Origin of the sequence: Erwinia sp. MMLR14_017 (genome assembly GCF_033657285.1) — a bacterium.
Classification (GTDB): domain Bacteria; phylum Pseudomonadota; class Gammaproteobacteria; order Enterobacterales; family Enterobacteriaceae; genus Erwinia.
In genome coordinates this window covers 1-24,459 of record NZ_JAWVWP010000009.1, presented here as the reverse complement: position 1 = coordinate 24,459, position 24,459 = coordinate 1, and the positions used below count along the sequence as shown (strand labels likewise).

The window sequence follows — 24,459 nt, the reverse complement described above, 5'->3', positions numbered from 1 at the left end:
CCCTCAGGGTGCCGCTGAGAGGGTTAACTAACTTCTGGCGGTGCCATAATCAACCCACTCATTCATTCTCTTAAAGATCCTTAATCAGCTTCTGTACCGAGCTGTTTTTATCACTGCTCTTGTTGCGATCGGACCACTGTTGCAGCCGTTTTTTCGCTTCATCCTGCAGCTGCTGACGAAGAACCTGATCAACCTGTAACGAGTAATTCAGTCCTGACCAGGGGCCATAGATGCGCAGCGGAACCGGGGTAACCTGAAGCCGTTTCACCAGCTCATCATCGCCTTTCCAGCCGCGAGTAACCGTGATGCCAAAGGTTAAATCAGCCTGCCGTTCCGCCAGATTCACCTCCCCTTTTCCGCTGTAGTCCAGCATGGAAGAGTGACCTTTAAAGCCAGGGAAAAGCAGCAGCCCATTATTGAGGGTGGCGTTGCCTTTGATCTGCTGAAGGTCGTTGGCGCTGTCGACATTGTCGGCTCCCTGCACGCGGTCGCTGTTGCGCTCTACGGCGCGCTGGATCATTTGCTGGAAATCCAGCCCCGCCATCTGCGCATTATCCAGACTGACTTCTGCTCTCCCTTGCCATGCACGCTTAAAGGAGGGCACTGTCAGGCCGGTGCCGGTAAAATTCCCGGCCAGCGACAGATCGCCACTCAGCGAAGCAGGAAGATCAAACGCCTTCAGCAGCGGTGCTACCGCAATATTTTGCAGCCTGGGTTTCAGTGCCACCAACGTTTGCGCGGTGCGCACATCTACGCTGCCCGGCAGAGAAAACTCACCGTTGCCCGCCTTTCCACTCAACGTTTGCAACGTCAGCAGGCCGCCTTCACTGGAAGCTTTTAACGCAACCTGAGCAAAGTCCATGCCCCGCCAGCGCATTTTGTCTACCGAGAGCGCAATATTTCCGTCCATCGCATTCAGCGGAGAGTTTGCATTATCGTGTTCGGCAGGTTGGGAGATCACCGGGCCGGGGCCAGAGCGCTGAGCCTGAACCCCTTGTCCGCCATTGGCGGCATCAGGTTCAAGCCCTAACAGGGAGTCCATATTCAACAGCGGTGAATGCAGATTCACCCTGAGCTGCGGACGAGCACTGAGCACGCCAGCCGCGCTGCCATCCAGCTGGCTGTCGTTGGCAGTAAGCGAGAGGTTTTTCAGGTTGAAGGCCTGCGTCACTGCCGCCCAGTCAGCCTCCATTTTTATCTGGCCTTTTAGCCCTTCCTTCGGCAAATCCGCGCCCGTTACCTGGTAATCAAGCTGATTGATCGCTGCTGAGAGGTGCTGCGGATAGCGGCTGACATCCATATCGCTGTTAAGGTTTATTACCAGCTCCCGCTGATCGCGATTGACCCGGCTGCTGAACTCAACGTGCACCTGCCGTTTCTCATCCTGAGAAAGCTGCAGATTAAAGTCACGCAGGTTAAGCTGCTCACCGTTGCTTTGCTGCCAGATAACCAGGCTGTCCGCCACGCGCAGTTCTGCAATATCAAACTTCCAGCCCTGAGGTACCTCCTCCACGGGCGCAGAGTTACCCGGCCCGACGGGAGCATCCGCAGGACGTTGCGTTTCACTTTCCGGTGTAAGAGTGATCACTGCCCCTTTCAGCATCACCTGCTTCACCGAAAGCTGGTGAGAGATCAGAGGGAGAAGGCTGACGTCCAGGCGCATATTGCTGGCGCTGACGATCGGCTTGCTGGCACCGGGCGCAGTCAGCGTCATCGGACCGGAGAGAATGCTGAGCTGTGGCCAGACGTGCCAGCGTAAGTCGCCATTCAGCGCAAGGCGGTAACCGCTACGCTGCTCAACCTGCTGAGCCATGTAACCGCGAAAATCGTTGGGATTAACCAATAAGACCAGTGCTGTCATGCCGGCCACAATTACCACCAGCAAAATAGCCAGCGTGGTAATAAATCGTCTCATGCCTTCCCCTTTTTCCCGTCAGCTTTCGTGGTGCCGATTCTGACGGGCATGATTATTCTAATCTTTATCTATCCGACTGGCGTCTGCGCCCTGCTGCCCTTTATATTTAGCATCACTGCGGCGGTTATAAGGCCGCGCGGCGGGTCCGGAAAGCGGCTCAAAGCTCAGTGCGCCGATCAACATGCCGGGACGCAACGCCAGCGGCAGCTTACCTGAATTATAGAACTCCAGCACGATTCGGCCCTGCCAGCCGGGATCGATACGGTGCGCCGTGACATGAACCATCAGCCCCAGACGCGCCAGTGAAGAGCGGCCATCCAGCCAGCCTACCAGATTATCCGGCAGCGTTACGGATTCAAATGTCACCGCCAGCGCCAGTTCGCCGGGATGCAGGAAGAACGCTTCGCCTTCAGGGAGCACAATTTCATCGCTCATTACCCGGTCAAGCGCCGCGCTGACCTCATCTTTCGGCCCGCTGAGATCGATAAAGGCAGCGGTGTGGCCACGGAAGGTTCTGAACTGATTTCCCAGACGTACATCTACCGTGGCGCCATTAATCCGCTCTACCGGCGGGCGCGGGGTAATGTCGAGCTGGCCATTATCGAGCCAGGCTTCAATATCGCGGTCGCATAGTCTCATGAAAAACTCCCTATAAATCCGGTGGTGCCCTGGGGCATTAGGAAGCGCGATATCCCTGCACTTCCAGCACGACTCTGCAGCCCGATGGGGATCGGGCTGGCGTCGGGCTATTCGAAGAATTGGTTAATTTTAGCTTTCAGAATATCGATAGCGATGCGGTTTTTTCCACCACGCGGCACAATAATGTCAGCATACTGCTTGGAAGGCTCGATGAACTGCAAAAACATCGGACGAACCGTTTTCTGGTACTGTGCCATTACCGAGTCCATGGAGCGGCCGCGTTCATTAACGTCCCGCTTCATGCGGCGCATCAGGCAGATATCCAGCGGCGTGTCGACGAAAATAGAGAAGTTCATCTCCTGCCGTAGTCTCGCATCCGTCAGCAGCAAAATGCCTTCAAGAATAATGACTTTCTTGGGCTTCAGCTGGATGGTCTGCTCGGTACGCGTGTGTTCAACATAGCTGTAGACAGGGAGATCGATAGTCTCTCCCGCTTTGACCTTCTGCAAATGTTGCAGCAGCAGGTTATGATCCATGGCGCTGGGATGGTCGTAGTTGGTTTTAACCCGCTCATCCATGGTCAGGTGGCTTTGGTCTTTGTAATACGCATCCTCGGGGATGACGCCGATATTTTCATCACCGACCCGCTCGCGGACTTCGCGATAGAGCGTGCTGGCAATAAGACTTTTTCCCGAGGCAGATGCGCCGGCGATACCTACGATGACGCACTGGTGCGACTTGTCAGTCATAAATTAAAGACCTGATTACTGGTTGTCAGAGACAAAGGAGAGGACGATTTCGCGCGTAATTATAGGGATTTCGGGGGTTTGATGCCAGAGAAAAGCGCGGTAATGCTTTTAGGACTTTCCCGTTAGGCGTAGTTTGCTTTGCCCGGTAAACTGCATTTAATGAGACCAGCTTCACATTTTGAGCAAGGCTTATTCAGCAGGATGCGCGTCGGGTTATCAAACAATTACCTTTCAGCGCCTTAATGACCTGCTGGCCTGCTTATCAACACAGTTAAAAGGAAACACGGTGTCCTGGCATATTTTGCATATCCTGACCTATTTCGGCGACAGCATGTTGCTTATCCCTACTGCGGTGATTATGGCTGTTTTAATCACCTGGAAAAACAGCGACCGCCGTGCCGTCTGGTATTGGGCGCTGGCGTTTTGTGCCGCAGGTGCCATCGTCAGCCTCTCTAAAATTGCTTTTCTGGGATTTGGCATTGGCAGCGCTCGCTTTAATTTCACCGGTTTTAGCGGTCACAGCGCCATGTCCGCCACCTTATGGCCGGTCATGCTCTGGTTACTCAGCGGCAGACTGCGCTCTGCCTGGCGCGGCGTCGCCGTCGCCATTGGCTATCTTATTCCGCTGATGGTGGGCGCTTCCCGCCTGATCCTCAACTACCACTCAAAGAGTGAAGTGATCACCGGTCTGATTCTGGGCTTTACGCTGAGCACGGCTTTTTTGGTAAGCCAACGTCGTTCTGAACTGAAAGGTTTTTCAACAGGGCAACTCTGCATCGCCCTGCTGCTGCCTCTGCTGCTGCTGGGGCATGGCCGCCTGGCGACAACCCAGCAGTTTTTACAGCGGCTGTCAGTACAGATTGCCGGTATCGATCATGCCTGGACACGGGCAGAGCTGTTAAAACTGCGCCAGTAGCCCCTCTCTTTTCCGCTTTTTTCGGGCGACAGGCTAAAAGTCAATCGCCCGAACAGCGCTCTTTTTCTGTTCTGAATCAGCGAAAGCAGGCCGAAATGGTTATGTTAGCATCACTCAGTAATGTTGATTGCGCCTGCGGTTGAAAGTGACTTCCGGCGCCGTGCTGGATTGGTGAATGACTACTGACACGCTGTTTTCTGTGGATCGCTCCTGGCGAACGTGGCTCCTGGCTTTGCTGCCCGGCGTCCTCAGTTTTGCGTTGACGCTATTCTGCCTGGAAATGATAAAAGTCAGCGGTCAGATATCACCACTGTGGTTTTCCACCACGTTAATGACCATCCTGATTTTTCGTCTGCCTGTAGCCTCGCTGCCTCGCGTGCTGTTTAGCTGTTTTGTAGGTATCGTCGCAGCTAATGCCCTGGTGATCGGCCCCGCTATCTCAAACATCCTTTTCCCGGTGGTGAATCTTCTGCAGGCGCTGCTTGGCGGTGCGCTGTTGCGCATCCTGCTCGATCGTAAATCGCCCCTCGACTCGCTGTTGAGCTGGAGCAAAATGATGGTGACGGTGGGTCTGTTTACCCCGCTGATTGGCGGCCTGTTAGCCACATGGCTTCTGACCTTGACCGGGCACGCCAGCTTCCGCTTTTTCTCCGCCTGGGTTATTTCTGAAACAATCGGTATGCTGGCTCTGGGACCGGTTTGTCTGCTGTGGAAAAATGACTATTTTCAGCGAGCCGGGCACGCGCTGTTTGAAACGCTGCTGACGCTGATTATCACTCTGATACTCAGCTACTTCTCTTTACGCTATGTGCCCTGGCCCTTCACCTTTGTGGTGGTCGTGCTGTTTTACAGCGCAGTACGCCTGCCCCGATTTGAAGCTTTCTGTATATTTCTCGCCACCCTGTCACTGATGACCCTGATGCTTGCGCTGGGTCTGCTGGAAGTACAGACCAGCAAGCTCTTACCGCTTGCCAGCGCCACCTGGCTGCCTTTTTTGATGGCGCTGATCCCAAGTCATATGATGGCGCTGGTGTTGCACTCCTTCCGTGAAGAGAAAAAGCATATTACGGAAAGTGAAACGCGCTTTCGTCACGCTATGGAATATTCCGCCATCGGTATGGCGCTGGTCTCGCCAGAAGGAAAATGGCTTCAGGTCAACAAATCCTTATGCAAGCTGCTGGGCTATCAGGATGAAGAACTCAAAAAGACTGATTTTCAGCACCTGACCCATCCCGTCGATCTCCATGCTGATTTAGAAAAGGTGAATGCCCTGCTGCTGGGCGATATCGAAACCTACAGCATTGAAAAACGCTATTTCCGTAAGGATAGTCAGATTGTCTGGGCGCGGCTTACCGTGTCGCTGGTCAGGGACAGCGAGCAGTTGCCGCTCTATTTTATCTCGCAAATTGAAGATATTACCGATCTCAAGAAAACCGAAGAGGTCAACCGTCGCCTGATGCAGCGCATCACCCTGGCGAACGAGGCTGGTGGGATTGGCGTCTGGGAATGGAGCCTGACCTCCGGCAAGATGAGCTGGGACAAACGCATGTTCCAAATCTACGGTTTGTCGGCAAACGGCCAGGCCTCCTATCTTACCTGGGTTAACAGCCTGCTGGCAGCAGACCGGCAGAGGGCTATTGACGCTTTTGATAACGCTATAAAAACCTCCACGCCGCTTGATCTTGAATTCCGCATTGAGACCGAACAGGGTATTCGCTATATCCGTAGTCAGGCCAATATGGTGCTGAATGAAAAAGGCGCAGTGGAGCGCATGCTGGGCATCAATCAGGATGTGACGCCAATGCGCCAGCTTACGGAAGCGCTCTATCAGGAAAAAGAGCGGATGCACATTACGCTGGATGCTATCGGTGAAGCGGTGATCAGTACCGATGAAGAGATGCGGGTGATCTTTATGAACCCGGTAGCAGAAAGCATGACGGGCTGGACGCAGGAAAAGGCTGCAGGCCAGCCAATTAGCGATATTTTGCAGATAACGCACGGCAGGAAAGGGCCGCCGCTGCAAAGTCCGCTGCTGTGCGAACTGCCGCAGGCTAAATCGACGCCAGCGCTGGAGCATGAGCTGGTGCTGCATAACAGCGCGGGGCTGCTCTACGACATTCACTACAGCATTACGCCGCTGAAAACGCTGGAAGGCAGTAACATTGGCAGCGTGATGGTGATTCAGGACGTCAGCGAATCCCGCGAGCTGGTGCGCCGTCTCAGTTACAGCGCCTCGCACGATATGCTCACCAGCCTGCCCAACCGCGTAAGCTTTGAACAGAGGCTGAAAACGCTGCTGGTTTCCGCCGCCGAGCACCACCACCATGCGCTGGTGTTTATCGATCTCGATCGGTTTAAAGCGGTTAACGACAGCGCAGGCCATGCCGCGGGCGATGCCCTGTTGAGGGAAATTTCCGGCGTAATGCAGCGCCATCTGCGTCGCAGCGATTTTCTGGCCCGCCTGGGCGGCGATGAGTTTGGCGTGCTGTTAAGAGATTGCCCGCTGGATAAAGCCCGCGAGGTGACTGATCGCATTGTGGACGCGGTCAATGATTACCGTTTCCTGTGGGAAGGACGTCTGCATCGTGTGGGGGCCAGTGCCGGAATAACCCTGATAAACAGCGACAATCACGCGGCCAGTGAGGTGATGGCTCAAGCGGATCTGGCATGCTACAACGCCAAGCATAACGGTCGTGGCCAGCTTTCCGTTTATGACCCGCAACTGTTGAAAACGCTGAAACCGTTGCTGACTCGTCGGGAAAATGAACAGATTATCACCGGTCAGCCGATGCGGCTGATGGTGTCGGCAGTGGTGCCGCCGCGTAAACCCCATTCTGCTACTTTTTATCTCGCTGAAATGCAGTTATTCACCCAGCAAGGGGTGGAAATTGATGAAACCAGTTTCCGCGCCGGCCTGACAGATGAAGATCTGATTATTGCGCTCGACAGAAAGCTGATCGCCGAGTTCTTCCAGCATTATGCGCAAGGAGTGCTCAATAAAGCGCTGACCATCGTGTTGCCGCTCTCTGAGCAGGGAGTGCGTGATGATGCCTTTATCACCGAGACGCTGGCTTACATTACCCGCTTTGGTCTGCCTGGCGATCTGCTGCACTTTTCCCTGCACGCCAGGGCGCTGATCGGCGCTGATAAGCAAATTTGTCATAATCTGGCTCGTCTGCGTAAACAAGGCTGCAAGATTGTGCTTTCTGAATTTGGCCATAATCTGGATGCTTTCAGCCGGTTACCGGGTGAGCTGATTGACTACCTGAGCCTCAGTCCGCAACTCACGGCTAACGTTCACTGTAACCTGATGGACGAGATGATGGTTGCTATTCTGCAGGGTCATGCTCAGCGTATGAACATCGCCACCTTTACCGGGCCGGTGGAGCAGCAGGCCGCGCTCAACACCCTCGCCACCATTGGGGTGGATGCCGTCTGGGGCGGGGTTGTCTCGCCGCGTGAACCGCTGAGTACGCTGCTGATGAACAGCTACTTTGCGATTAAATAGATCAGGGTTCTTGCTCTCCTCACGGGCCTGGGCTAAAGTCGCCCCCTTTTTTCCAGCTGAGGGGGATAAATGTTTATTGGCTTTGATTACGGAACAGCAAATTGCTCGGTCGCCATTATGAAGGATGGCGCGCCTGGCCTGCTGCCGCTGGAGCAAGGCTCCACCCTGTTGCCCTCAATGCTTTGTGCGCCCACTCGTGATGCGGTGAGCGAATGGTTGTTCCGCCATCATCAGGTTCCTACTCCTGAAGCGGAGAACCAGGCGATCCTGCGCCGCGCGCTGGCGCTTAACCGTGAAGAAGACATTGAGGTGACCTCCTCAAGCGTTCAGTTCGGTCTGGCTTCCCTCGCGCAATATATGGCCGACCCTGAAGATGTCTGGTTCGTTAAATCCCCGAAATCTTTCCTCGGTGCCAGCGGGCTAAAACCGCAACAGGTCGCTTTTTTCGAGGATTTGGTCTGCGCCATGATGCTGCATATTCGCCAGAAGGCGGAGCAGCATCTGAACGAAAGCATCACGCAGGCGGTGATTGGCCGTCCCATTAACTTCCAGGGTCTGGGCGGAGACGAGGCCAACCGTCAGGCGCAGGGCATTCTGGCTCGTGCAGCGAGCCGGGCCGGATTTAAAGAGGTGGAGTTTCAGTTCGAACCTGTGGCAGCCGGCCTGGAATTTGAAGCGACACTCTCTGCAGAAACCCGCGTGCTGGTTGTCGATATCGGCGGCGGCACCACCGACTGCTCGATGCTGCTGATGGGGCCGCAATGGCACGATAAATCCGATCGTAATGCCAGCCTGCTGGGCCACAGCGGCTGCCGCGTCGGTGGAAACGACCTGGATATCATGCTGGCATTCAAAGAGCTGATGCCGCTGTTGGGACTGGGGGGCGCAACGGGGAAAGGTATTGCCCTGCCTGCACTGCCTTGGTGGAACGCCGTGGCTATCAACGATGTTCCGGCGCAAAGCGACTTTTATGCCGCCGCCAGCAAAAAGCTGCTGATGGATCTGATCCGTGACGCGCAGGAGCCTGAAAAGGTGAAGCGGCTGCTGAAAGTGTGGCAGCAGCGCCTGGGCTACCGCCTGGTGCGCGCCGCAGAAGAGAGCAAAATTGCCCTCTCCGAACAGGCTGAAGTGACTACTGCGCTGAACTTTATTGAACAGGCTCTGGCTACGGATATCAGCGTGGCAGGACTGGAAGCAGCCATTGCACAGCCGTTAGAGCGGATCAAGGAGCAGGTGAAACTGGCTCTGGATGCCAGCGGCACGCGCCCGGACGTTATCTATCTGACCGGCGGCAGCGCACGTTCACCGGTTCTGCGCCAGGCGTTGCAGCAGCAGTTACCTGATATCCCGCTGGCCAGTGGTGATGATTTTGGTTCCGTCACCGCCGGACTGGCTCGCTGGGCACAGGTAATGTTCCGCTAACGCCAACCTCTGCTGATACGCGTCCTGAGCGAGAAAAGTAGGGTTTCTTTGCGGAGTTTTGCGCCTCAGTCAGAGGCGCAAAACAGCCGGGTCAGTAGCTGCTGGCTTCAGAGAGGGCGCGAATATCTTCATCGCTGAGTGTTAACGAAGCCGCTTTAGTCAGTTCATCCAGTTGTGCCAGCGAGGTAACGCTGACAATCGGCGCGGTAATGCTGGGGCGGGCAATCTGCCAGGCCAGTGCAACCTGAGTCGGCGTGGCGCTGTTAGCTTCGGCTACCTGATCCAGCGCGGCAAGGATCTGCAATCCTCGTTTATTCAGGTATTTTTCTACCACGCCATCGCCACGTTTACTCTTGCTGGCGTCCTCCCTGGTGCGGTATTTACCGCTCAGAAAACCGCTGGCGAGGGAATAGTAATTAATTACGCCAAGCCCATGCTCTTCTGCTACCTGCTCCAGCCCGCTTTCATACTCTTCACGGTCATAAAGATTGTATTCTGGCTGTAGGGTCTCATAACGCGCCAGCCCCTGTTCACCGCTGATTTTCAGTGCTTCGCTAAGACGTTCTGCTGAGTAATTAGAAGCACCAATCGCCCGCACCTTGCCCTCTTTGATCAGCGCATCGAACGTCTCCAGCGTTGCCTGCAGGGGCGTCTCCGGGTCGTCCCGGTGAGCCTGATAGAGATCGATAGTGTCAGTTTGCAGTCTGCGTAAAGAGTCCTCCACCGCCTGACGAATATAGGCCGGAGCCAGCCCCTTTTTTCCCGGCCCCATCTCTATTCCGACTTTGGTAGCGAGCACGATTTTGTCGCGTTTACCGCTTTGCTTCAGCCAGTTACCGATGATCGTTTCCGACTCCCCGCCCTGATTCCCCGGCGCCCAGCGCGAATAGACATCGGCGGTATCAATAAAATAGAGTCCTTTTTCCACCAGCGCATCCAGCAGGGAAAAAGAGGTTTTCTGGTCGACTGTCCAGCCAAATACGTTGCCGCCAAAGGTCAGTGTGGGAACCTGAATACCGGTACGGCCCAGTGAGCGATGCTCAGAATGACGCATTATTCTCTCCTTATTAAAGCGTTTGACTACATTGGTTTTAGCGTAGCAAACAGTCTCACCCCTGCTTCGTTGATTTGTGGCAAAAGATGTGCAGGACAGGAATACTTACAACCGCTGAACGGTTATCCTTATTTCCTTCACTTTTGCGGGTTATACATTCGCTAAAATAAACGCTTTAGGGGCCATCCCCTTTCAGGCCCTTGTGGAACCATTTATTGCTACTGGAGAGCTATTAACAAGATGAATGCTCAGCGCCGTTCTAAAAAAATCTTGCCGATTCTGATTATTGTTGCGCTTGTAGCAGGCGGCGGTTACTGGTGGTACAGCAGCCACAGCAGCAGCGCCCCAGATAAGAGTGCGGGAGCGCAGCCCGCTAAATCCACAGGCGGCAAAGGCGGTGGACGGCATGCGGCCACGGGCGCAACGGCACCGGTTCAGGCCGCAGAAGCGGTACGACAGAGCGTGCCGCAATATCTTTCAGGTCTGGGGACGGTTACCGCCGCCAATACCGTTACGTTGCGCAGCCGGGTTGATGGCGATCTGATTGCCCTGCACTTTACCGAAGGCCAGGAGGTCAAAGCGGGTCAGCTTCTTGCAGAGATTGATCCCCGTCCTTATCAGGTAGCGTTAACTCAGGCACAGGGGCAGCTGGCGAAAGATCGGGCCACTCTCGCTAATGCCCGCCGTGACCTTGCCCGATTTGAAAAGCTGGCTAAAACCAACCTTGTCTCGCAGCAGGAGATGGATACCCAGCGCTCTCTGGTCGATGAAACGCTGGGCACTCTTAAGGCCGATGAGGGCAGCGTAGCGAGCGCACAACTTAATCTCACCTACAGCCGCGTTACGGCCCCTATCTCTGGCCGCGTCGGGCTTAAGCAGGTCGATGTTGGTAATTACATTACCAGCGGTGATACGACCGGCATCGTGGTGATTACTCAGACGCACCCGGTCGATCTGGTCTTCAGCCTGCCGGAAAATACCATCAGCACAATTTTATCTGCGCAAAAGAGCGGTCAGCCGATCCCGGTTGAAGCCTGGGATCGCAGCAACAAAACGCTGCTGACCAGCGGCACGCTGCTCAGCATGGATAACCAGATTGACGTCACTACCGGCACCGTGAAGCTGAAAGCCCGCTTCGCCAATGATGACGACATGTTGTTCCCTAACCAGTTTGTAAATGCCCGCCTGAAGGTCAACACCTTACAGGACGCCATCGTTATCCCCGCTGCGGCTCTGCAGATGGGCAACGAAGGCAATTTTGTCTGGGTAGTGAACGCCGAGAATAAAGTCAGCAAGAAGCTGATCACCACCGGCCTGCAGGACAGCCAGAAAATCGTGGTAACAGCCGGGCTTAATGCCGGTGAACGCGTGGTCACGGACGGCATCGATCGTCTGACCGAGGGGGCGAAAGTAGAGGTGGTTGCGCCGCAGGCTACGCCGCTCACCTCCGGCAAAAGCGCCCTGCCGTCTAAGGGAGCCAGTTCCTGATGCAGGTCATGCCCCCTAACGCCAGCGGCGGGCCTTCCCGCCAGTTTATCCTTCGTCCTGTTGCCACCACGCTCCTGATGGTGGCGATCCTGCTTGCCGGTATTTTGGGCTACCGCGCCCTGCCTGTCTCGGCCCTGCCGGAAGTGGATTACCCCACTATTCAGGTGGTCACGCTCTATCCGGGAGCGAGTCCGGACGTGGTCACATCGTCGATAACCGCGCCGCTTGAGCGCCAGTTCGGGCAGATGTCCGGGCTGAAACAGATGTCGTCGCAAAGTTCCGGCGGCGCGTCTGTAGTCACCTTGCAGTTCCAGCTTACGCTGCCGCTCGACGTGGCGGAGCAGGAAGTGCAGGCGGCCATTAATGCCGCGACCAACCTGTTGCCCTCAGACTTACCGAATCCACCGGTCTACAGCAAAGTGAACCCGGCAGATCCGCCCATCATGACGCTGGCCGTTACCACTACCAGCATGCCTATGACGCAGGTAGAGGATATGGTGGAAACCCGCGTGGCGCAGAAGATCTCGCAGGTCTCAGGCGTTGGTCTCGTTACGCTGGCGGGTGGGCAGCGGCCTGCGGTCCGGGTGAAGCTGAATGCAGAAGCGCTGGCAGCGCTGAATCTGGACAGCGAAACCGTCCGCACCGCCATCAGCAATGCCAACGTCAACTCTGCTAAAGGCAGCCTCGACGGCCCCGAACGCTCCATCACCCTTTCCGCCAACGATCAGATGAAATCCGCTGAGGATTACCGCCAGCTGATCGTCTCTTACCAGAACGGTTCTCCGGTGCGGTTGCGTGATGTGGCGACGGTGGAACAGGGCGCGGAAAACAGCTGGCTGGGGGCCTGGGCGAACCGGCAGCCCGCCATTGTGCTGAATATCCAGCGTCAGCCGGGCGCCAACATCATCACCACGGCTGACAGTATCCGGCAAATGCTGCCTGCGCTGACCGCCACGCTGCCAAAATCAGTGGATGTGAAGGTACTGACCGACCGTACCACCAACATTCGCGCCTCCGTCCACGACGTTCAGTTTGAGCTGATGCTGGCTATTGCGCTGGTGGTGATGATCATTTACCTGTTCCTGCGCAACGTTCCGGCCACGATTATTCCTGCGGTTGCGGTTCCCCTGTCGCTGGTAGGCACTTTTGCCGTGATCTATTTTCTTGGCTTTTCGATTAACAACCTCACGCTGATGGCGCTGACCATCGCCACTGGTTTTGTGGTGGATGATGCGATTGTGGTGATCGAAAATATTTCACGCTACATCGAGAAAGGCGAGAAACCGCTGGCGGCAGCGCTGAAAGGGGCGGGCGAGATTGGCTTCACCATTATTTCGCTGACCTTTTCGCTGATTGCCGTGCTGATCCCGCTGCTGTTTATGGGCGATATTGTCGGTCGGCTGTTCCGCGAATTCGCCGTCACGCTGGCGATCTCTATTCTGATCTCCGCCGTGGTCTCGCTGACGCTGACGCCGATGATGTGCGCCCGCATGCTAAGCGCCGAGTCGCTGCGCAAGCAGAACCGGTTCTCACGCGCCAGCGAAGCGATGTTCGATCGCATTATTGCCGGTTACGGTCATTTTCTGCGGCGGGTACTGAACCATCCCTGGCTGACGCTGAGCGTTGCGCTGGGCACGCTGGCTGTGACCGTACTGCTGTGGATCGCTATTCCTAAAGGCTTTTTCCCGTTGCAGGATAACGGCATCATTCAGGGCACGCTTCAGGCGCCGCAGTCCGTATCCTATGCCAATATGGCGCAGCGGCAGCAACAGGTTGCTTCGGTGATCATGAAAGATCCTGCCGTGCAGAGCCTGACTTCATTTGTCGGCGTGGACGGCACTAATCCGGCGCTCAACAGCGGTCGGCTGCAAATCAGTCTCAAACCCTTGAGTGAACGGGACGATCGTATTCCGGTGGTGATCGACCGGCTGCAGGCGGCTGTGGCAAAAATGCCCGGCGTGAATCTCTATCTTCAGCCGGTACAGGATTTGACCATTGATACTCAGCTAAGCCGCACGCAGTATCAGTTTACGCTGCAGGCTGGATCGCTGGAGTCGTTGAGTCTGTGGGTACCCAAGCTGATGACCCAGCTTGCCACCCTGCCCCAGTTGAAAGATGTCAGCAGCGACTGGCAGGACCAGGGGCTGGAAGCTTATATCAAGGTTGACCGCGACAATGCCAGTCGGCTGGGTATTACCATGGCCGATGTCGATAACGCGCTCTACAACGCCTTTGGTCAGCGGCTGATCTCTACCATCTACACCCAGGCTAATCAGTACCGAGTGGTACTGGAGAACGACACCTCTGCCACGCCGGGACTGGCCGGGCTGGAGAGCATTCGTCTCAACAGCAGCTCGGGCGGCGTAGTGCCGCTGAGCGCTATCGCCTCCATTGAGCAGCGCCACGGGGCAATGAGCATCAACCATCTTGATCAGTTCCCCTCCACCACCTTCTCCTTCAACGTCAGCGACGGTTACTCGCTGGAGGAAGCGGTGAATGCTATCAGCGGCGCTGAACAGGATCTGGCTATGCCGTCGGAAATCATGACCCAGTTCCAGGGCAGTACGCTGGCGTTCCAGGCGGCGCTCTCCAGTACCGTCTGGCTGATAGTCGCGGCGGTTGTGGCGATGTATATCGTACTTGGCGTGCTGTACGAGAGCTTTATTCATCCGATTACCATTCTCTCCACCCTGCCCACTGCTGGCGTGGGCGCGCTGCTGGCCTTAATGCTCAGCGGCAATGAACTGGATGTGATCGCTATCATCGGTATCATTCTGCTGATTGGCATCGTGAAGAAAAACGCCATCATGATGATCGACTTTGCGCTGGCGGCGGAGCGCGAACAGGGGATGTCGCCTTATGACGCCATTTATCAGGCCTGCCTGCTGCGCTTCAGGCCGATACTGATGACCACGCTGGCCGCCCTGCTGGGCGCGCTGCCGCTGATGCTGAGTAGCGGCGTGGGCGCGGAGCTGCGGCATCCGCTGGGCGTGGCGATGGTAGGCGGGCTGGTGGTCAGCCAGGTACTGACGCTGTTTACCACTCCGGTTATCTACCTGCTGTTTGACCGTCTGGCGCATGCCACCCGCCGTCGATTTAAGCAGGAGGAAGCGTAGTGAAGTTTTTTGCGTTATTTATCCACCGCCCGGTGGCGACGATCCTGCTGACAATTGCCATCCTGCTGGCGGGCATTCTCGGCTTCCGGCTGTTGCCGGTGGCCCCACTGCCGCAGGTGGATTTCCCGGTGATCCTGATCAGCGCCTCGTTGCCAGGCGCCTCACCTGAAACCATGGCCTCTTCCGTTGCCACGCCGCTGGAGCGCTCGTTAGGCCGTATTGCCGGGGTCAGCGAAATGACCTCAACCAGTTCGCTCGGCAGCACGCGCATCATCCTGGTTTTTGATTATGACCGGGATATTAACGGCGCAGCGCGGGATGTTCAGGGCGCTATCAATGCGGCGCAGAGTCTGCTTCCCAGCGGCATGCCCAGTCGGCCAACCTATCGGAAGATCAATCCTTCTGACGCGCCGATCATGATTATGACGCTGACCTCGGATACCTATTCGCCGGGTCAGCTGTATGACTACGCCTCGACGCAGCTGGCGCAAAAGCTGTCGCAAATCGATGGCGTGGGCGACGTGACCATTGGCGGAAGCTCGCTGCCTGCCGTGCGCGTGAACCTGAACCCGCAGGCGTTATTCAATCAGGGCGTGTCGCTGGATGATGTCCGCCAGACCATATCTGATGCTAACCAGCGCAGGCCGCAGGGTGCCATTGAGGATCGCTCGCAACGCTGGCAGCTGAAAACCAACGACGAGCTGCAAACTGCGGCGGACTATCAGCCGCTGATCGTGCATTACAACGCGGGTTCAGCCGTACGGTTGCAGGATGTGGCAACGGTTACCGACTCGGTTCAGGATGTGCGCAATGCCGGGATGGCCAACGCCAAACCGGCCATTCTGGTGCTGATCCGCAAGCTGCCGGAAGCGAACATTATCGATACCGTGGATCGCATCCGGGCGGAAGTGCCGGAGCTGAACGCTATTATTCCGGCGTCGATTCATCTTGATGTGGCGCAGGACCGCTCGCCCACCATCCGCGCCTCGCTGGCGGAAGTGGAGCAGTCGCTGGCGATCTCTGTCGGGCTGGTTATCCTCGTGGTGTTCGCTTTCCTGCGCTCAGGCCGCGCCACGCTGATCCCGGCGGTAGCGGTTCCCGTTTCGCTGATTGGCACCTTTGCCGCGATGTATCTGTGCGGTTTCAGCCTGAATAACCTGTCGCTGATGGCGCTCACCGTCGCCACCGGCTTTGTGGTGGACGATGCGATTGTGGTGCTGGAGAACATTTCGCGGCACGTCGAAGCGGGCATGAAACCGCTACAGGCTTCGCTACAGGGCGTGCGGGAGGTGGGCTTTACGGTGCTCTCAATGAGCCTCTCGCTGGTTGCCGTCTTCCTGCCGCTGCTGATGCTGGGCGGACTGGTTGGGCGGTTCTTTAAGGAGTTTGCCCTGACGCTCTCCGTGTCGATCGTTATTTCATTGATCATCTCCGTCACGCTGACGCCCATGATGTGTGCCAGGCTGCTACGCGCGCAGCCGCAGCGCCAGCAATCCCGCATCCGGGGATTTGGCAAAGTGCTGATGGCGATCCAGCAAGGCTACGGACGTTCGCTGAACTGGGTACTTAACCACTCGCGCTGGACGCTACTGGTGTTCCTCGCCACTATCGGCCTGACCATTTACCTCTACATAGCGATCCCGAAAACCTTTATGCCGGAGCAGGATACCGGCAGGCTGATGGGCTCTATTCAGGCTGACCAGAGCATCTCTTTCCAGGCGATGCGCGGCAAGCTGGAAGATTTTATGAAAATCGTGCGCGATGACCCGGCGGTGGAGAGCGTAGTCGGGTTCACCGGCGGCTCACGGACCAACAGCGGCTCGATGTTTATTTCGCTGAAGCCGCTGAGCGAGCGCAGCGAGACGTCGCAGGAGATCATCGCCCGGCTGCGTAACAAACTGGCGAAAGAACCGGGGGCAAACCTTTATCTGATGGCGGTGCAGGATTTGCGAGTAGGCGGAAGGGAGTCCAATGCGGGCTATCAGTACACGCTACTTTCCGACAACCTGGACGATTTACGCCAGTGGGAACCGAAAATTCGCCAGGCGTTTTCTGCTCTGCCGGAGCTGGCGGACGTGAACTCCGATCAGCAGGACAAAGGCTCCGAAATGGCGCTGATCTATGATCGTGAAAGCATGGCGCGGTTGGGGATCGACGTGGCGGCGGCCAACGCCCTGCTGAACAATGCTTTTGGCCAGCGGCAGATCTCCACCATCTATCAACCGCTCAACCAGTATAAAGTGGTAATGGAAGTGGACCCGCGCTATACCCAGGATATCAGCTCGCTCGATTTAATGTATGTGGTAAACAGCGACGGCAAAGCGATCCCCCTCTCGTGGTTCGCTCACTGGCAGCCTGCTAACTCACCGCTTTCGGTGAATCATCAGGGGCTGTCAGCCGCTTCCACCATCTCCTTTAACCTGCCGGAAGGCGTATCGCTGTCGCAGGCTTCTGCTGCCATAGACCGCAGCATGACCGCGCTGGGCGTGCCGCTTACCGTGCGCGGCAGTTTTGCCGGTACGGCGCAGGCGTTTCAGCAGAGCCAGAACAGCCAGATCTGGTTAATTATTGCCGCCATTGCCACGGTCTATATCGTGCTGGGGATCCTCTACGAGAGCTATGTTCATCCGCTGACTATCCTCTCTACGCTGCCCTCGGCGGGCGTGGGTGCACTGCTGGCGCTGGAGCTGTTCAGCGCGCCGTTCAGCCTGATTGCGCTGATAGGGATCCTGCTGCTGATCGGCATCGTGAAGAAAAACGCCATCATGATGGTGGATTTCGCGCTGGAAGCGCAGCGAAACGGCAATCTCACCGCGCGGGAAGCGATTTTCCAGGCCAGCCTGCTGCGTTTCCGGCCCATTATGATGACCACGCTGGCGGCGCTGCTGGGCGCACTGCCACTGGTGCTGACTTCCGGTGACGGCGCAGAACTGCGACAGCCACTGGGGATCACTATCGTCGGGGGTCTGGTGATGAGCCAGCTGCTGACGCTGTACACCACGCCGGTGGTTTATCTCTATATGGATAAGCTGCGTCGCAGGCCGCGTCAGGAGCTGGTAAAAACATGAATGCACCCACCGTTCGCTGGCAGCTGTGGATTGTCGCCTTTGGCTTTTTTATGCAGGCGCTGGACACCACTATTGTCAATACTGCCCTGCCGTCGATGGCGGTAAGCCTGCATGAAAACCCGCTGCATATGCATTCAGTCATTGTCTCTTACGTGCTGACGGTAGCGGTGATGCTGCCGGTAAGCGGCTGGCTGGCTGACAGGTTTGGCGTGCGTAATATCTTCTTCAGCGCCATCATCCTGTTCAGCGCAGGCTCGCTGTTTTGTTCGTTAGCCACCTCGCTGGATCAGCTGATTCTGGCTCGCGTGGTTCAGGGTATTGGCGGCGCAATGATGGTGCCGGTGGGTCGACTCACCGTGATGAAACTGGTGCCTCGTGAACAGTATATGGCCGCGATGACTTTTGTAACACTGCCCGGCCAGGTAGGCCCGCTTCTGGGACCAGTGCTGGGCGGCGTGTTGGTAGAGTACGCCAGCTGGCACTGGATCTTCCTGATCAACATTCCGGTAGGCATTATCGGCGCCATCGCCACCTTGATGCTGATGCCCAATCTGAGCCTGCCGCCCCGCCGTTTCGATTTTATCGGCTTCCTGCTGCTGGCCGTCGGTATGGCTACCCTGACGCTGGCGCTGGATGGTCAGCACGGGACAGGAAGTCCGCCGCTGCTGCTGTGCCTGTTTATTCTGGTGGGTGTTTTCTCGCTGCTCTTTTATCTGATGCATGCCCGAAGCAACGAGAACGCGCTGTTCAGCCTGAAGCTGTTTGAAAACCGCATCTATTCTATCGGCTTGCTGGGCAGTTTTACCGGACGTATCGGCAGCGGCATGCTGCCCTTTATGACGCCGATATTTCTGCAGGTCGGTATGGGTTACAGCCCTTTCCATGCGGGACTGATGATGATCCCGATGGTGCTGGGCAACATGGGCATGAAGCGCATCGTGGTACAGATTGTTAACCGCTTTGGCTATCGCAACGTGCTGGTGGGCGCCACTGTCAGTCTGGCGCTGGTGGTGCTTTTGTTCCCGCTTGTAGCAATGCTGGGCTGGTATTACCTGCTGCCGGTGGTGCTATTTCTGCAGGGCATGGTTAACGCCATTCGCTTCTCCTCCATGAATACGCTGACGCTGAAAGAGCTGCCCGATGCATTAGCCAGCAGCGGTAACAGCCTGCTGTCGATGATCATGCAGCTCTCTACGAGTATCGGCGTCACCGTGGCGGGCCTGTTGCTGGGCACCTTCGGACATCAGACGCTGGCCGACAGCCCGGCGGTACATCAGGCCTTTATCTCTACCTATTTCTGCATGGCGGTGGTGATTGTTCTGCCTGCGCTGGTGTTCTGGCGTGTACCGGAAGTCAGTAAAAACGTCGTACTGAGCCGTAAAAGGAGGGGTTAATGTTAGCTAAATTGCGTATTGGCATTACCGCCAAGCTGTTCGCGGCAATTTTCTCCACCTGCATGCTGGTGCTGATCACCATGCACTGGGGGGTGCGGCTCAGCTTTGAACACGGTTTTATCGACTACATCAAAAAAGGCAACGAGCAGCGCCTGGTGATGCTCAGCGATGCGCTGTCAGATCAGTATGAACAGCACGGTAACTGGGATTTTTTGCGTCAAAACAACAAGCTGGTTTTTCAAATCCTGCATTCGCTGGAGCAGAACCCGGACTCCAGCTCGCAGCTTCCGCCCCACGGCTGGCGTACACAGTTCTGGGTTATCGATCAACAGTATCATGTGATGATCGGCCCGCGTGGCCCGGTGCCGCCTGAAGGCTCACGGCGGAACATCACCACCAGCAACGGGCGCATCGTGGGGTGGGTAATTGGCTCGCCGCCTGAACGCCTGACCCGGAGCGCGGATATCAATTTCGACCAGCAGCAAAAGCGCACCAGCTGGATCATAGTCGGCCTGACCATGCTGCTGGCCGCGCTGGTCACCTGGCTGATGTCTCGCGGCCTGCTTGCGCCGGTTAAGCGGCTGGTTGAAGGAACGCATCATCTCGCCGCAGGAGATTTCACCAGCCGTGTAGAAGCCAACAGCCGCGACGAACTGGGCAGGCTGGCACAGGACTTTAACCGTCTTGCCAGCACGCTGGAGAAAAATGAGAGCATGCGCCGCGCCTTTATGGCCGATATTTCCCATGAGCTGCGTACGCCGCTGGCTATCCTGCGCGGCGAGCTGGAAGCGATTCAGGATGGCGTGCGTAAACTGACGCCCGAATCCATCATCTCGCTGCAGGGGGAAGTCAGTACGCTGACCAAGCTGGTGGATGACGTTCACCAGCTTTCGTTATCTGATGAAGGCGCCCTCGCCTATCGCAAGAGCAAAACGGATTTGGTGCCGTTGCTGGAGCTGGTCGCCAGCAACTTTAACGGCCGCTACCAGAACCGCGGGCTGCGGCTTGATTTAAAGCTACCGGAGCAGGCGCCGCTGTTTGGCGATCCCGACAGGTTGATGCAGCTGTTTACCAATCTGATGGAAAACAGCCTGCGCTATACCGATACCGGAGGCGGTCTGACGGTCACCGTGGAGTCACATCCGGAGCAGCAGATTATTTATTTCGACGATACCAGCCCCGGCATAACGGATGAACAGCGCCAGCAAATTTTCGAACGCTTCTACCGTGCCGAAAGCTCGCGCAATCGTGCCAGCGGCGGCTCCGGGCTTGGCCTGGCCATTTGTCAGAATATTGTGGAAGCGCACGACGGCACCATTGTTGCGGATCACTCCGATGCCGGCGGCCTGAAAATTACGGTACACTTACCCTGCAAAACCAACTAAAGAGGTGTGTCACCTCGAGTTAAAGATGAGTGTTATGGATCAGGAAACGCTTGCCCCGCTGATTTTAGTGGTTGAAGACGAACCCAAACTCGGTCAGCTACTGGTGGATTATCTCCAGGCTGCCAACTACCGTACCCATCATCTCCTGCGCGGCGATGAAGTGCTGGAGTGGGTCAGACAGAGCCCGCCGGATATGATCCTGCTGGATCTGATGCTGCCGGGCATGGACGGCCTGTCGCTGTGCCGCGAAATCAGGCGCTTCTCCGAGCTGCCGATCGTGATGATTACCGCTAAAACGGAAGAAATTGACCGCCTGTTGGGGCTGGAAATTGGCGCGGATGACTATATCTGCAAGCCCTTCAGTCCGCGGGAAGTGGTAGCCAGGGTGAAAACCATCCTTAAACGCTGCCAGCGTACACCTGAAGAGGCGCAGAAGGCTTCTCTGCTGGTGATTGACGAGAGCCGTTTTCAGGCCAGCTGGGACGAAAGGCCGCTGGATCTGACACCAGCAGAGTTCCGCCTGCTGAAAACGCTGGCCCAGGAGCCAGGTAAAGTCTTTTCACGTGAGATGCTGCTGAATCATCTCTATGATGATTATCGCGTGGTGACTGACCGTACTATCGACAGCCATATTAAAAACCTGCGGCGGAAGCTGGAGCTGCTCGATGCCGATCAACCTTTTATCCGCGCGGTGTACGGCATGGGTTACCGTTGGGAAGCTGATGTCTGTCGTTTGATCTAGCGCAATTTACATTCTCCGCCACAGCTTTTACAATCTCCGTACTCTTTGTAAGGCCGCCTTGTGCGGCCTTTTTCTCTCATTGATACTCTTTTTTCAGTGGATTTACGCCGAAAAAAGCTGACCTGACATCAGACCAACGAGATCCTTATGTTCAAACCGGAACTGCTCTCCCCGGCCGGTACGCTGAAAAATATGCGTTACGCCTTCGCCTATGGTGCGGATGCGGTGTATGCCGGCCAGCCCCGTTACAGCCTGCGGGTGCGTAACAACGAATTTAACCACGAGAATCTGGCGCTGGGTATTAACGAGGCTCACAGCCTTGGTAAGAAATTTTACGTGGTGGTGAACATCGCTCCGCATAATGCCAAGCTGAAAACCTTTATCCGCGATCTCCGTCCGGTGGTGGAGATGGGGCCGGATGCGCTGATTATGTCCGATCCCGGCCTGATTATGATGGTGCGGGAAGCCTTCCCGCAGATGGAAGTTCACCTGTCCGTCCAGGCAAACGCAGTGAACTGGGCAACGGTAAAATTCTGGCAGCAAATGGGGCTGACGCGAGTAATCCTTTCGCGGGAACTCTCGCTTGAGGAGATTGCCGAAATTCGTCAGCAGGTGCCGGAGATGGAGCTGGAGATTTTTGTTCACGGCGCGCTCTGCATGGCCTATTCAGGCCGCTGCCTGCTATCAGGTTATATCAACAAGCGCGACCCCAATCAGGGTACCTGCACTAACGCCTGTCGTTGGGAGTATAAGGTTCAGGAAGGCAAGCAGGACGAGGTGGGTAATATCGTTCATCAGCATCAGCCCATTCCGGTGAAAAACGTCGAACCCACGCTGGGGGTTGGTGAGCCAACCGATAAAGTCTATATGATTGAAGAGTCGATGCGACCGGGGGAATATATGACCGCCTTCGAGGATGAGCACGGCACTTACATTATGAACTCCAAAGACCTGCGGGCGGTAGCGCACGTCGGGCAACTGACGCAGATGGGCGTGCATTCACTAAAAATCGAAGGGCGCACTAAATCCTTTTACTATTGCGCACGTACGGCTCAGGTTTACCGTCGGGCCATTGATGATGCCGCAGCAGGCAAGCCTTTCGACGCCAGCCTGCTGGATACGCTGGAAGGTCTGGCCCACCGTGGCTATACCGAAGGTTTTCTGCGCCGCCATACCCATGAGAGCTATCAAAACTATGAGTACGGCCATTCCGCCTCCGATCGTCAGCAGTTTGTAGGCGAGTTTACCGGTGAGCGTCGGGGCGAACTGGCGCTGGTAGATGTGAAAAACAAGTTCAGTAAAGGCGATAATCTTGAGCTGATGACGCCCGCTGGCAATATCAATTTTGATTTGCTGTCTATGGCAAACAAGAAGCTCGAACCGACAGAGGTGGCGCCAGGTAATGGCCATTTTGTCTGGATCCCGGTTCCGGAAGATATTGACCTTACTTACGCGCTTTTGCTGCGAAATTTTCCAGATGCACCGGCAAAACGGACTGAATTTACGCAAAAAGCAGGTTAATTTACCTGATGTTACGGTTATTAGAAATTGATCACATAACCTTTTGCCTAATCTGGCTAAGATGCGCTGGCTCAAAACGAGAATACTAAACAGCAAGTTTTAACAGGAACCACCTCCTTGGCCCGTCCGGCTCCCCCGGACGGGCTTTTCTTTTCCGACTTCTTCCCTCCCGCCGCTGTGGCAAGATGTGCTATAACAGAATCAATTTCGGCCTGAACGGGTCACTCTTCAAGGGATAACAGATATGGACAAACAGCCGGTTACGTTGCTGATACTGAATGGTAAAGGAGCAGGAAATGAAGAGCTGCGTGAGGCAATTTTTGCCCTGCGTGAAGAAGGTTATCCCATTGAAGTACGTGTAACCTGGGAGAAAGGTGACGGCAAACGCTTTCTCCGGGAAGCGGTTGAGCTGCAGGCAGATACTGTTGTCGCTGGCGGCGGTGACGGCACCATCAATGAGATAGCCAGCGCGCTGGCTGGCATTGAAGCCTCCACTCGCCCTGTTTTGGGCATTATTCCTCTGGGTACGGCGAATGATTTCGCCACCAGCGCAGGCATCCCGGCTGACATGGAAAATGCCCTGCGTCTGGCAATTGTAGGTAAAGCCACGCCAGTCGATATCGCCAGCGTTAACGGCAGCCACTATTTTATTAATATGGCGACAGGTGGCTTTGGCACCCGTATTACCACGGAAACGCCGGAAAAGCTCAAATCTGCGCTGGGTGGCGTTTCGTACTTTATTCATGGGCTGATGCGCATGGATACGCTTAAAGCAGACAGTTGCGAGCTGACGGGTCCCTACTTTAACTGGAAAGGGGATGCGTTAGTAATTGGCATTGGTAATGGTCGTCAGGCTGGCGGTGGGCAGCGTCTTTGTCCTTTTGCGCTGATCAATGACGGTAAACTTGAGCTCAGTATTGTGACCTCAAAAGAGATCCTGCCAACCCTGCTAAATTCTGTAATTGGCGGAGATGACGAGAACCCTAATATTATCCGCGCCTCGCTGCCCTGGCTGGAAATCACCGCCCCGCACGAGATGACCTTTAATCTGGATGGCGAACCACTGAGCGGTACCTCTTTCCGTATTGAAGTGCTCCCTGCCGCTATCTCCTGCCGTTTACCGCCATCATGTGAGCTGCTGGCCTGACAGGTAACGCGGAAAGTAAGCTCTGGATAACGGGCAAGTTATTTTAACGGTATGTTGTCTGGGTCTGGAGGGGCCGGTGGCACGGTTTAAGATGATGGGCGTTAGGTGGCTTGCGGTAAGGGCATGTTGTCTGGGGGAGCCGGTGGCACGGTTTAAGATGACAGGCGTTAGGTGGCTTGCCGTAAGGGCATGTTGTCTGGGGTGAGAGGTGACCAAATCAGACAGGACAGGATGCTGAATTAAAAAGCATGTCGTCTGAAGGGCCAGCAGCCCGGTCAGGGAGAGGGGGCTGAACACAAAAACGCCGTGAACCCATCCGTGGGGGCTGCGAAGCGGCGTCCATGCCGCTTAGCTTTTGCTTATCAGCCCCCTCTCCCTTCCCCACAGCATTGGTG

Annotated in this window: 15 protein-coding genes; 11 read left to right on the top strand and 4 right to left on the bottom strand. The window is 56.0% G+C overall.

Translation table 11 applies throughout. The features are described from left to right. Positions 1 to 70: 70 nt before the first annotated feature. The 3 genes from asmA to udk form a co-directional block, all read right to left on the bottom strand. Positions 71 to 1,915, bottom strand: a complete 1,845-nt coding sequence (gene asmA / locus SD961_RS15070; RefSeq protein ID WP_318791160.1) for an outer membrane assembly protein AsmA — start codon at positions 1,913 to 1,915, stop codon at positions 71 to 73. 57 nt (positions 1,916 to 1,972) lie between these two features. Continuing rightward, on the bottom strand, positions 1,973 to 2,554 hold the full coding sequence (gene dcd / locus SD961_RS15065; protein WP_306211826.1) for a dCTP deaminase: 582 nt from the start codon (positions 2,552 to 2,554) through the stop codon (positions 1,973 to 1,975). A gap of 107 nt (positions 2,555 to 2,661) precedes the next feature. Then, positions 2,662 to 3,303, bottom strand: a complete 642-nt coding sequence (gene udk, locus SD961_RS15060; RefSeq protein WP_318791159.1) for a uridine kinase — start codon at positions 3,301 to 3,303, stop codon at positions 2,662 to 2,664. Between the two features lie 286 nt (positions 3,304 to 3,589). Between udk and SD961_RS15055 the strand changes: the two genes are divergently transcribed. The 3 genes from SD961_RS15055 (at position 3,590) to yegD (ending at position 9,149) form a co-directional block, all read left to right on the top strand. Next, a complete protein-coding gene (locus tag SD961_RS15055; RefSeq protein WP_318791158.1) occupies positions 3,590 to 4,219 on the top strand; it encodes a phosphatase PAP2 family protein in 630 nt (209 codons plus the stop codon). Positions 4,220 to 4,394: 175 nt separating this feature from the next. Beyond that, positions 4,395 to 7,727 carry a diguanylate cyclase gene (locus tag SD961_RS15050; protein ID WP_318791157.1) on the top strand — a complete coding sequence of 1,111 codons (3,333 nt, stop codon included), beginning with the start codon at positions 4,395 to 4,397 and terminating at the stop codon, positions 7,725 to 7,727. Between the two features lie 69 nt (positions 7,728 to 7,796). After that, the gene (gene yegD, locus SD961_RS15045; RefSeq protein WP_318791156.1) at positions 7,797 to 9,149 is read left to right on the top strand and encodes a molecular chaperone; all 1,353 of its coding nucleotides are present in this window, start codon (positions 7,797 to 7,799) and stop codon (positions 9,147 to 9,149) included. A gap of 91 nt (positions 9,150 to 9,240) precedes the next feature. On the opposite strand, the gene SD961_RS15040 is transcribed toward yegD, so the two are convergent. Continuing rightward, entirely contained in the window at positions 9,241 to 10,203 is a 963-nt protein-coding gene (locus SD961_RS15040) for an aldo/keto reductase (protein ID WP_318791155.1), read from the bottom strand. 240 nt (positions 10,204 to 10,443) lie between these two features. Between SD961_RS15040 and SD961_RS15035 the strand changes: the two genes are divergently transcribed. From SD961_RS15035 to yegS, 8 genes are all read left to right on the top strand, one after another. After that, positions 10,444 to 11,691 (top strand): MdtA/MuxA family multidrug efflux RND transporter periplasmic adaptor subunit, encoded by a 1,248-nt coding sequence (locus SD961_RS15035; RefSeq protein ID WP_318791154.1) that lies wholly within the window; start codon positions 10,444 to 10,446, stop codon positions 11,689 to 11,691. Then, positions 11,691 to 14,807, top strand: a complete 3,117-nt coding sequence (locus SD961_RS15030; RefSeq protein WP_318791153.1) for an MdtB/MuxB family multidrug efflux RND transporter permease subunit — start codon at positions 11,691 to 11,693, stop codon at positions 14,805 to 14,807. The genes SD961_RS15035 and SD961_RS15030 overlap by 1 nt, the downstream gene beginning before the upstream one ends. Next, entirely contained in the window at positions 14,807 to 17,875 is a 3,069-nt protein-coding gene (gene mdtC, locus SD961_RS15025; protein ID WP_318791152.1) for a multidrug efflux RND transporter permease subunit MdtC, read from the top strand. The genes SD961_RS15030 and mdtC overlap by 1 nt, the downstream gene beginning before the upstream one ends. Beyond that, complete coding sequence (locus SD961_RS15020; RefSeq protein WP_318791151.1) at positions 17,872 to 19,269, top strand: MFS transporter; 1,398 nt, start codon at positions 17,872 to 17,874, stop codon at positions 19,267 to 19,269. Before mdtC ends, SD961_RS15020 begins: the two co-directional genes overlap by 4 nt. Beyond that, a complete protein-coding gene (gene baeS / locus SD961_RS15015) occupies positions 19,269 to 20,654 on the top strand; it encodes a two-component system sensor histidine kinase BaeS (RefSeq protein WP_318791150.1) in 1,386 nt (461 codons plus the stop codon). The genes SD961_RS15020 and baeS overlap by 1 nt, the downstream gene beginning before the upstream one ends. A gap of 34 nt (positions 20,655 to 20,688) precedes the next feature. After that, on the top strand, positions 20,689 to 21,396 hold the full coding sequence (gene baeR / locus SD961_RS15010) for a two-component system response regulator BaeR (RefSeq protein WP_318791324.1): 708 nt from the start codon (positions 20,689 to 20,691) through the stop codon (positions 21,394 to 21,396). 147 nt (positions 21,397 to 21,543) lie between these two features. After that, positions 21,544 to 22,917, top strand: a complete 1,374-nt coding sequence (gene yegQ, locus SD961_RS15005) for a tRNA 5-hydroxyuridine modification protein YegQ (RefSeq protein WP_318791149.1) — start codon at positions 21,544 to 21,546, stop codon at positions 22,915 to 22,917. A gap of 244 nt (positions 22,918 to 23,161) precedes the next feature. Beyond that, a complete protein-coding gene (gene yegS / locus SD961_RS15000; protein WP_318791148.1) occupies positions 23,162 to 24,064 on the top strand; it encodes a lipid kinase YegS in 903 nt (300 codons plus the stop codon). Positions 24,065 to 24,459 lie beyond the last annotated feature (395 nt).

Bases quoted from the DNA above. Each gene is read 5' to 3' on its own strand.
- asmA (WP_318791160.1), bottom strand. From the start codon at position 1,915: ATGAGACGATTTATTACCACGCTGGCTATTTTGCTGGTGGTAATTGTG.
- dcd (WP_306211826.1), bottom strand. From the start codon at position 2,554: ATGAGACTATGCGACCGCGATATTGAAGCCTGGCTCGATAATGGCCAG.
- udk (WP_318791159.1), bottom strand. From the start codon at position 3,303: ATGACTGACAAGTCGCACCAGTGCGTCATCGTAGGTATCGCCGGCGCA.
- SD961_RS15050 (WP_318791157.1), top strand. From the start codon at position 4,395: ATGACTACTGACACGCTGTTTTCTGTGGATCGCTCCTGGCGAACGTGG.
- yegD (WP_318791156.1), top strand. From the start codon at position 7,797: ATGTTTATTGGCTTTGATTACGGAACAGCAAATTGCTCGGTCGCCATT.
- SD961_RS15040 (WP_318791155.1), bottom strand. From the start codon at position 10,203: ATGCGTCATTCTGAGCATCGCTCACTGGGCCGTACCGGTATTCAGGTT.
- SD961_RS15035 (WP_318791154.1), top strand. From the start codon at position 10,444: ATGAATGCTCAGCGCCGTTCTAAAAAAATCTTGCCGATTCTGATTATT.
- SD961_RS15030 (WP_318791153.1), top strand. From the start codon at position 11,691: ATGCAGGTCATGCCCCCTAACGCCAGCGGCGGGCCTTCCCGCCAGTTT.
- SD961_RS15020 (WP_318791151.1), top strand. From the start codon at position 17,872: ATGAATGCACCCACCGTTCGCTGGCAGCTGTGGATTGTCGCCTTTGGC.
- baeS (WP_318791150.1), top strand. From the start codon at position 19,269: ATGTTAGCTAAATTGCGTATTGGCATTACCGCCAAGCTGTTCGCGGCA.
- baeR (WP_318791324.1), top strand. From the start codon at position 20,689: ATGGATCAGGAAACGCTTGCCCCGCTGATTTTAGTGGTTGAAGACGAA.
- yegQ (WP_318791149.1), top strand. From the start codon at position 21,544: ATGTTCAAACCGGAACTGCTCTCCCCGGCCGGTACGCTGAAAAATATG.
- yegS (WP_318791148.1), top strand. From the start codon at position 23,162: ATGGACAAACAGCCGGTTACGTTGCTGATACTGAATGGTAAAGGAGCA.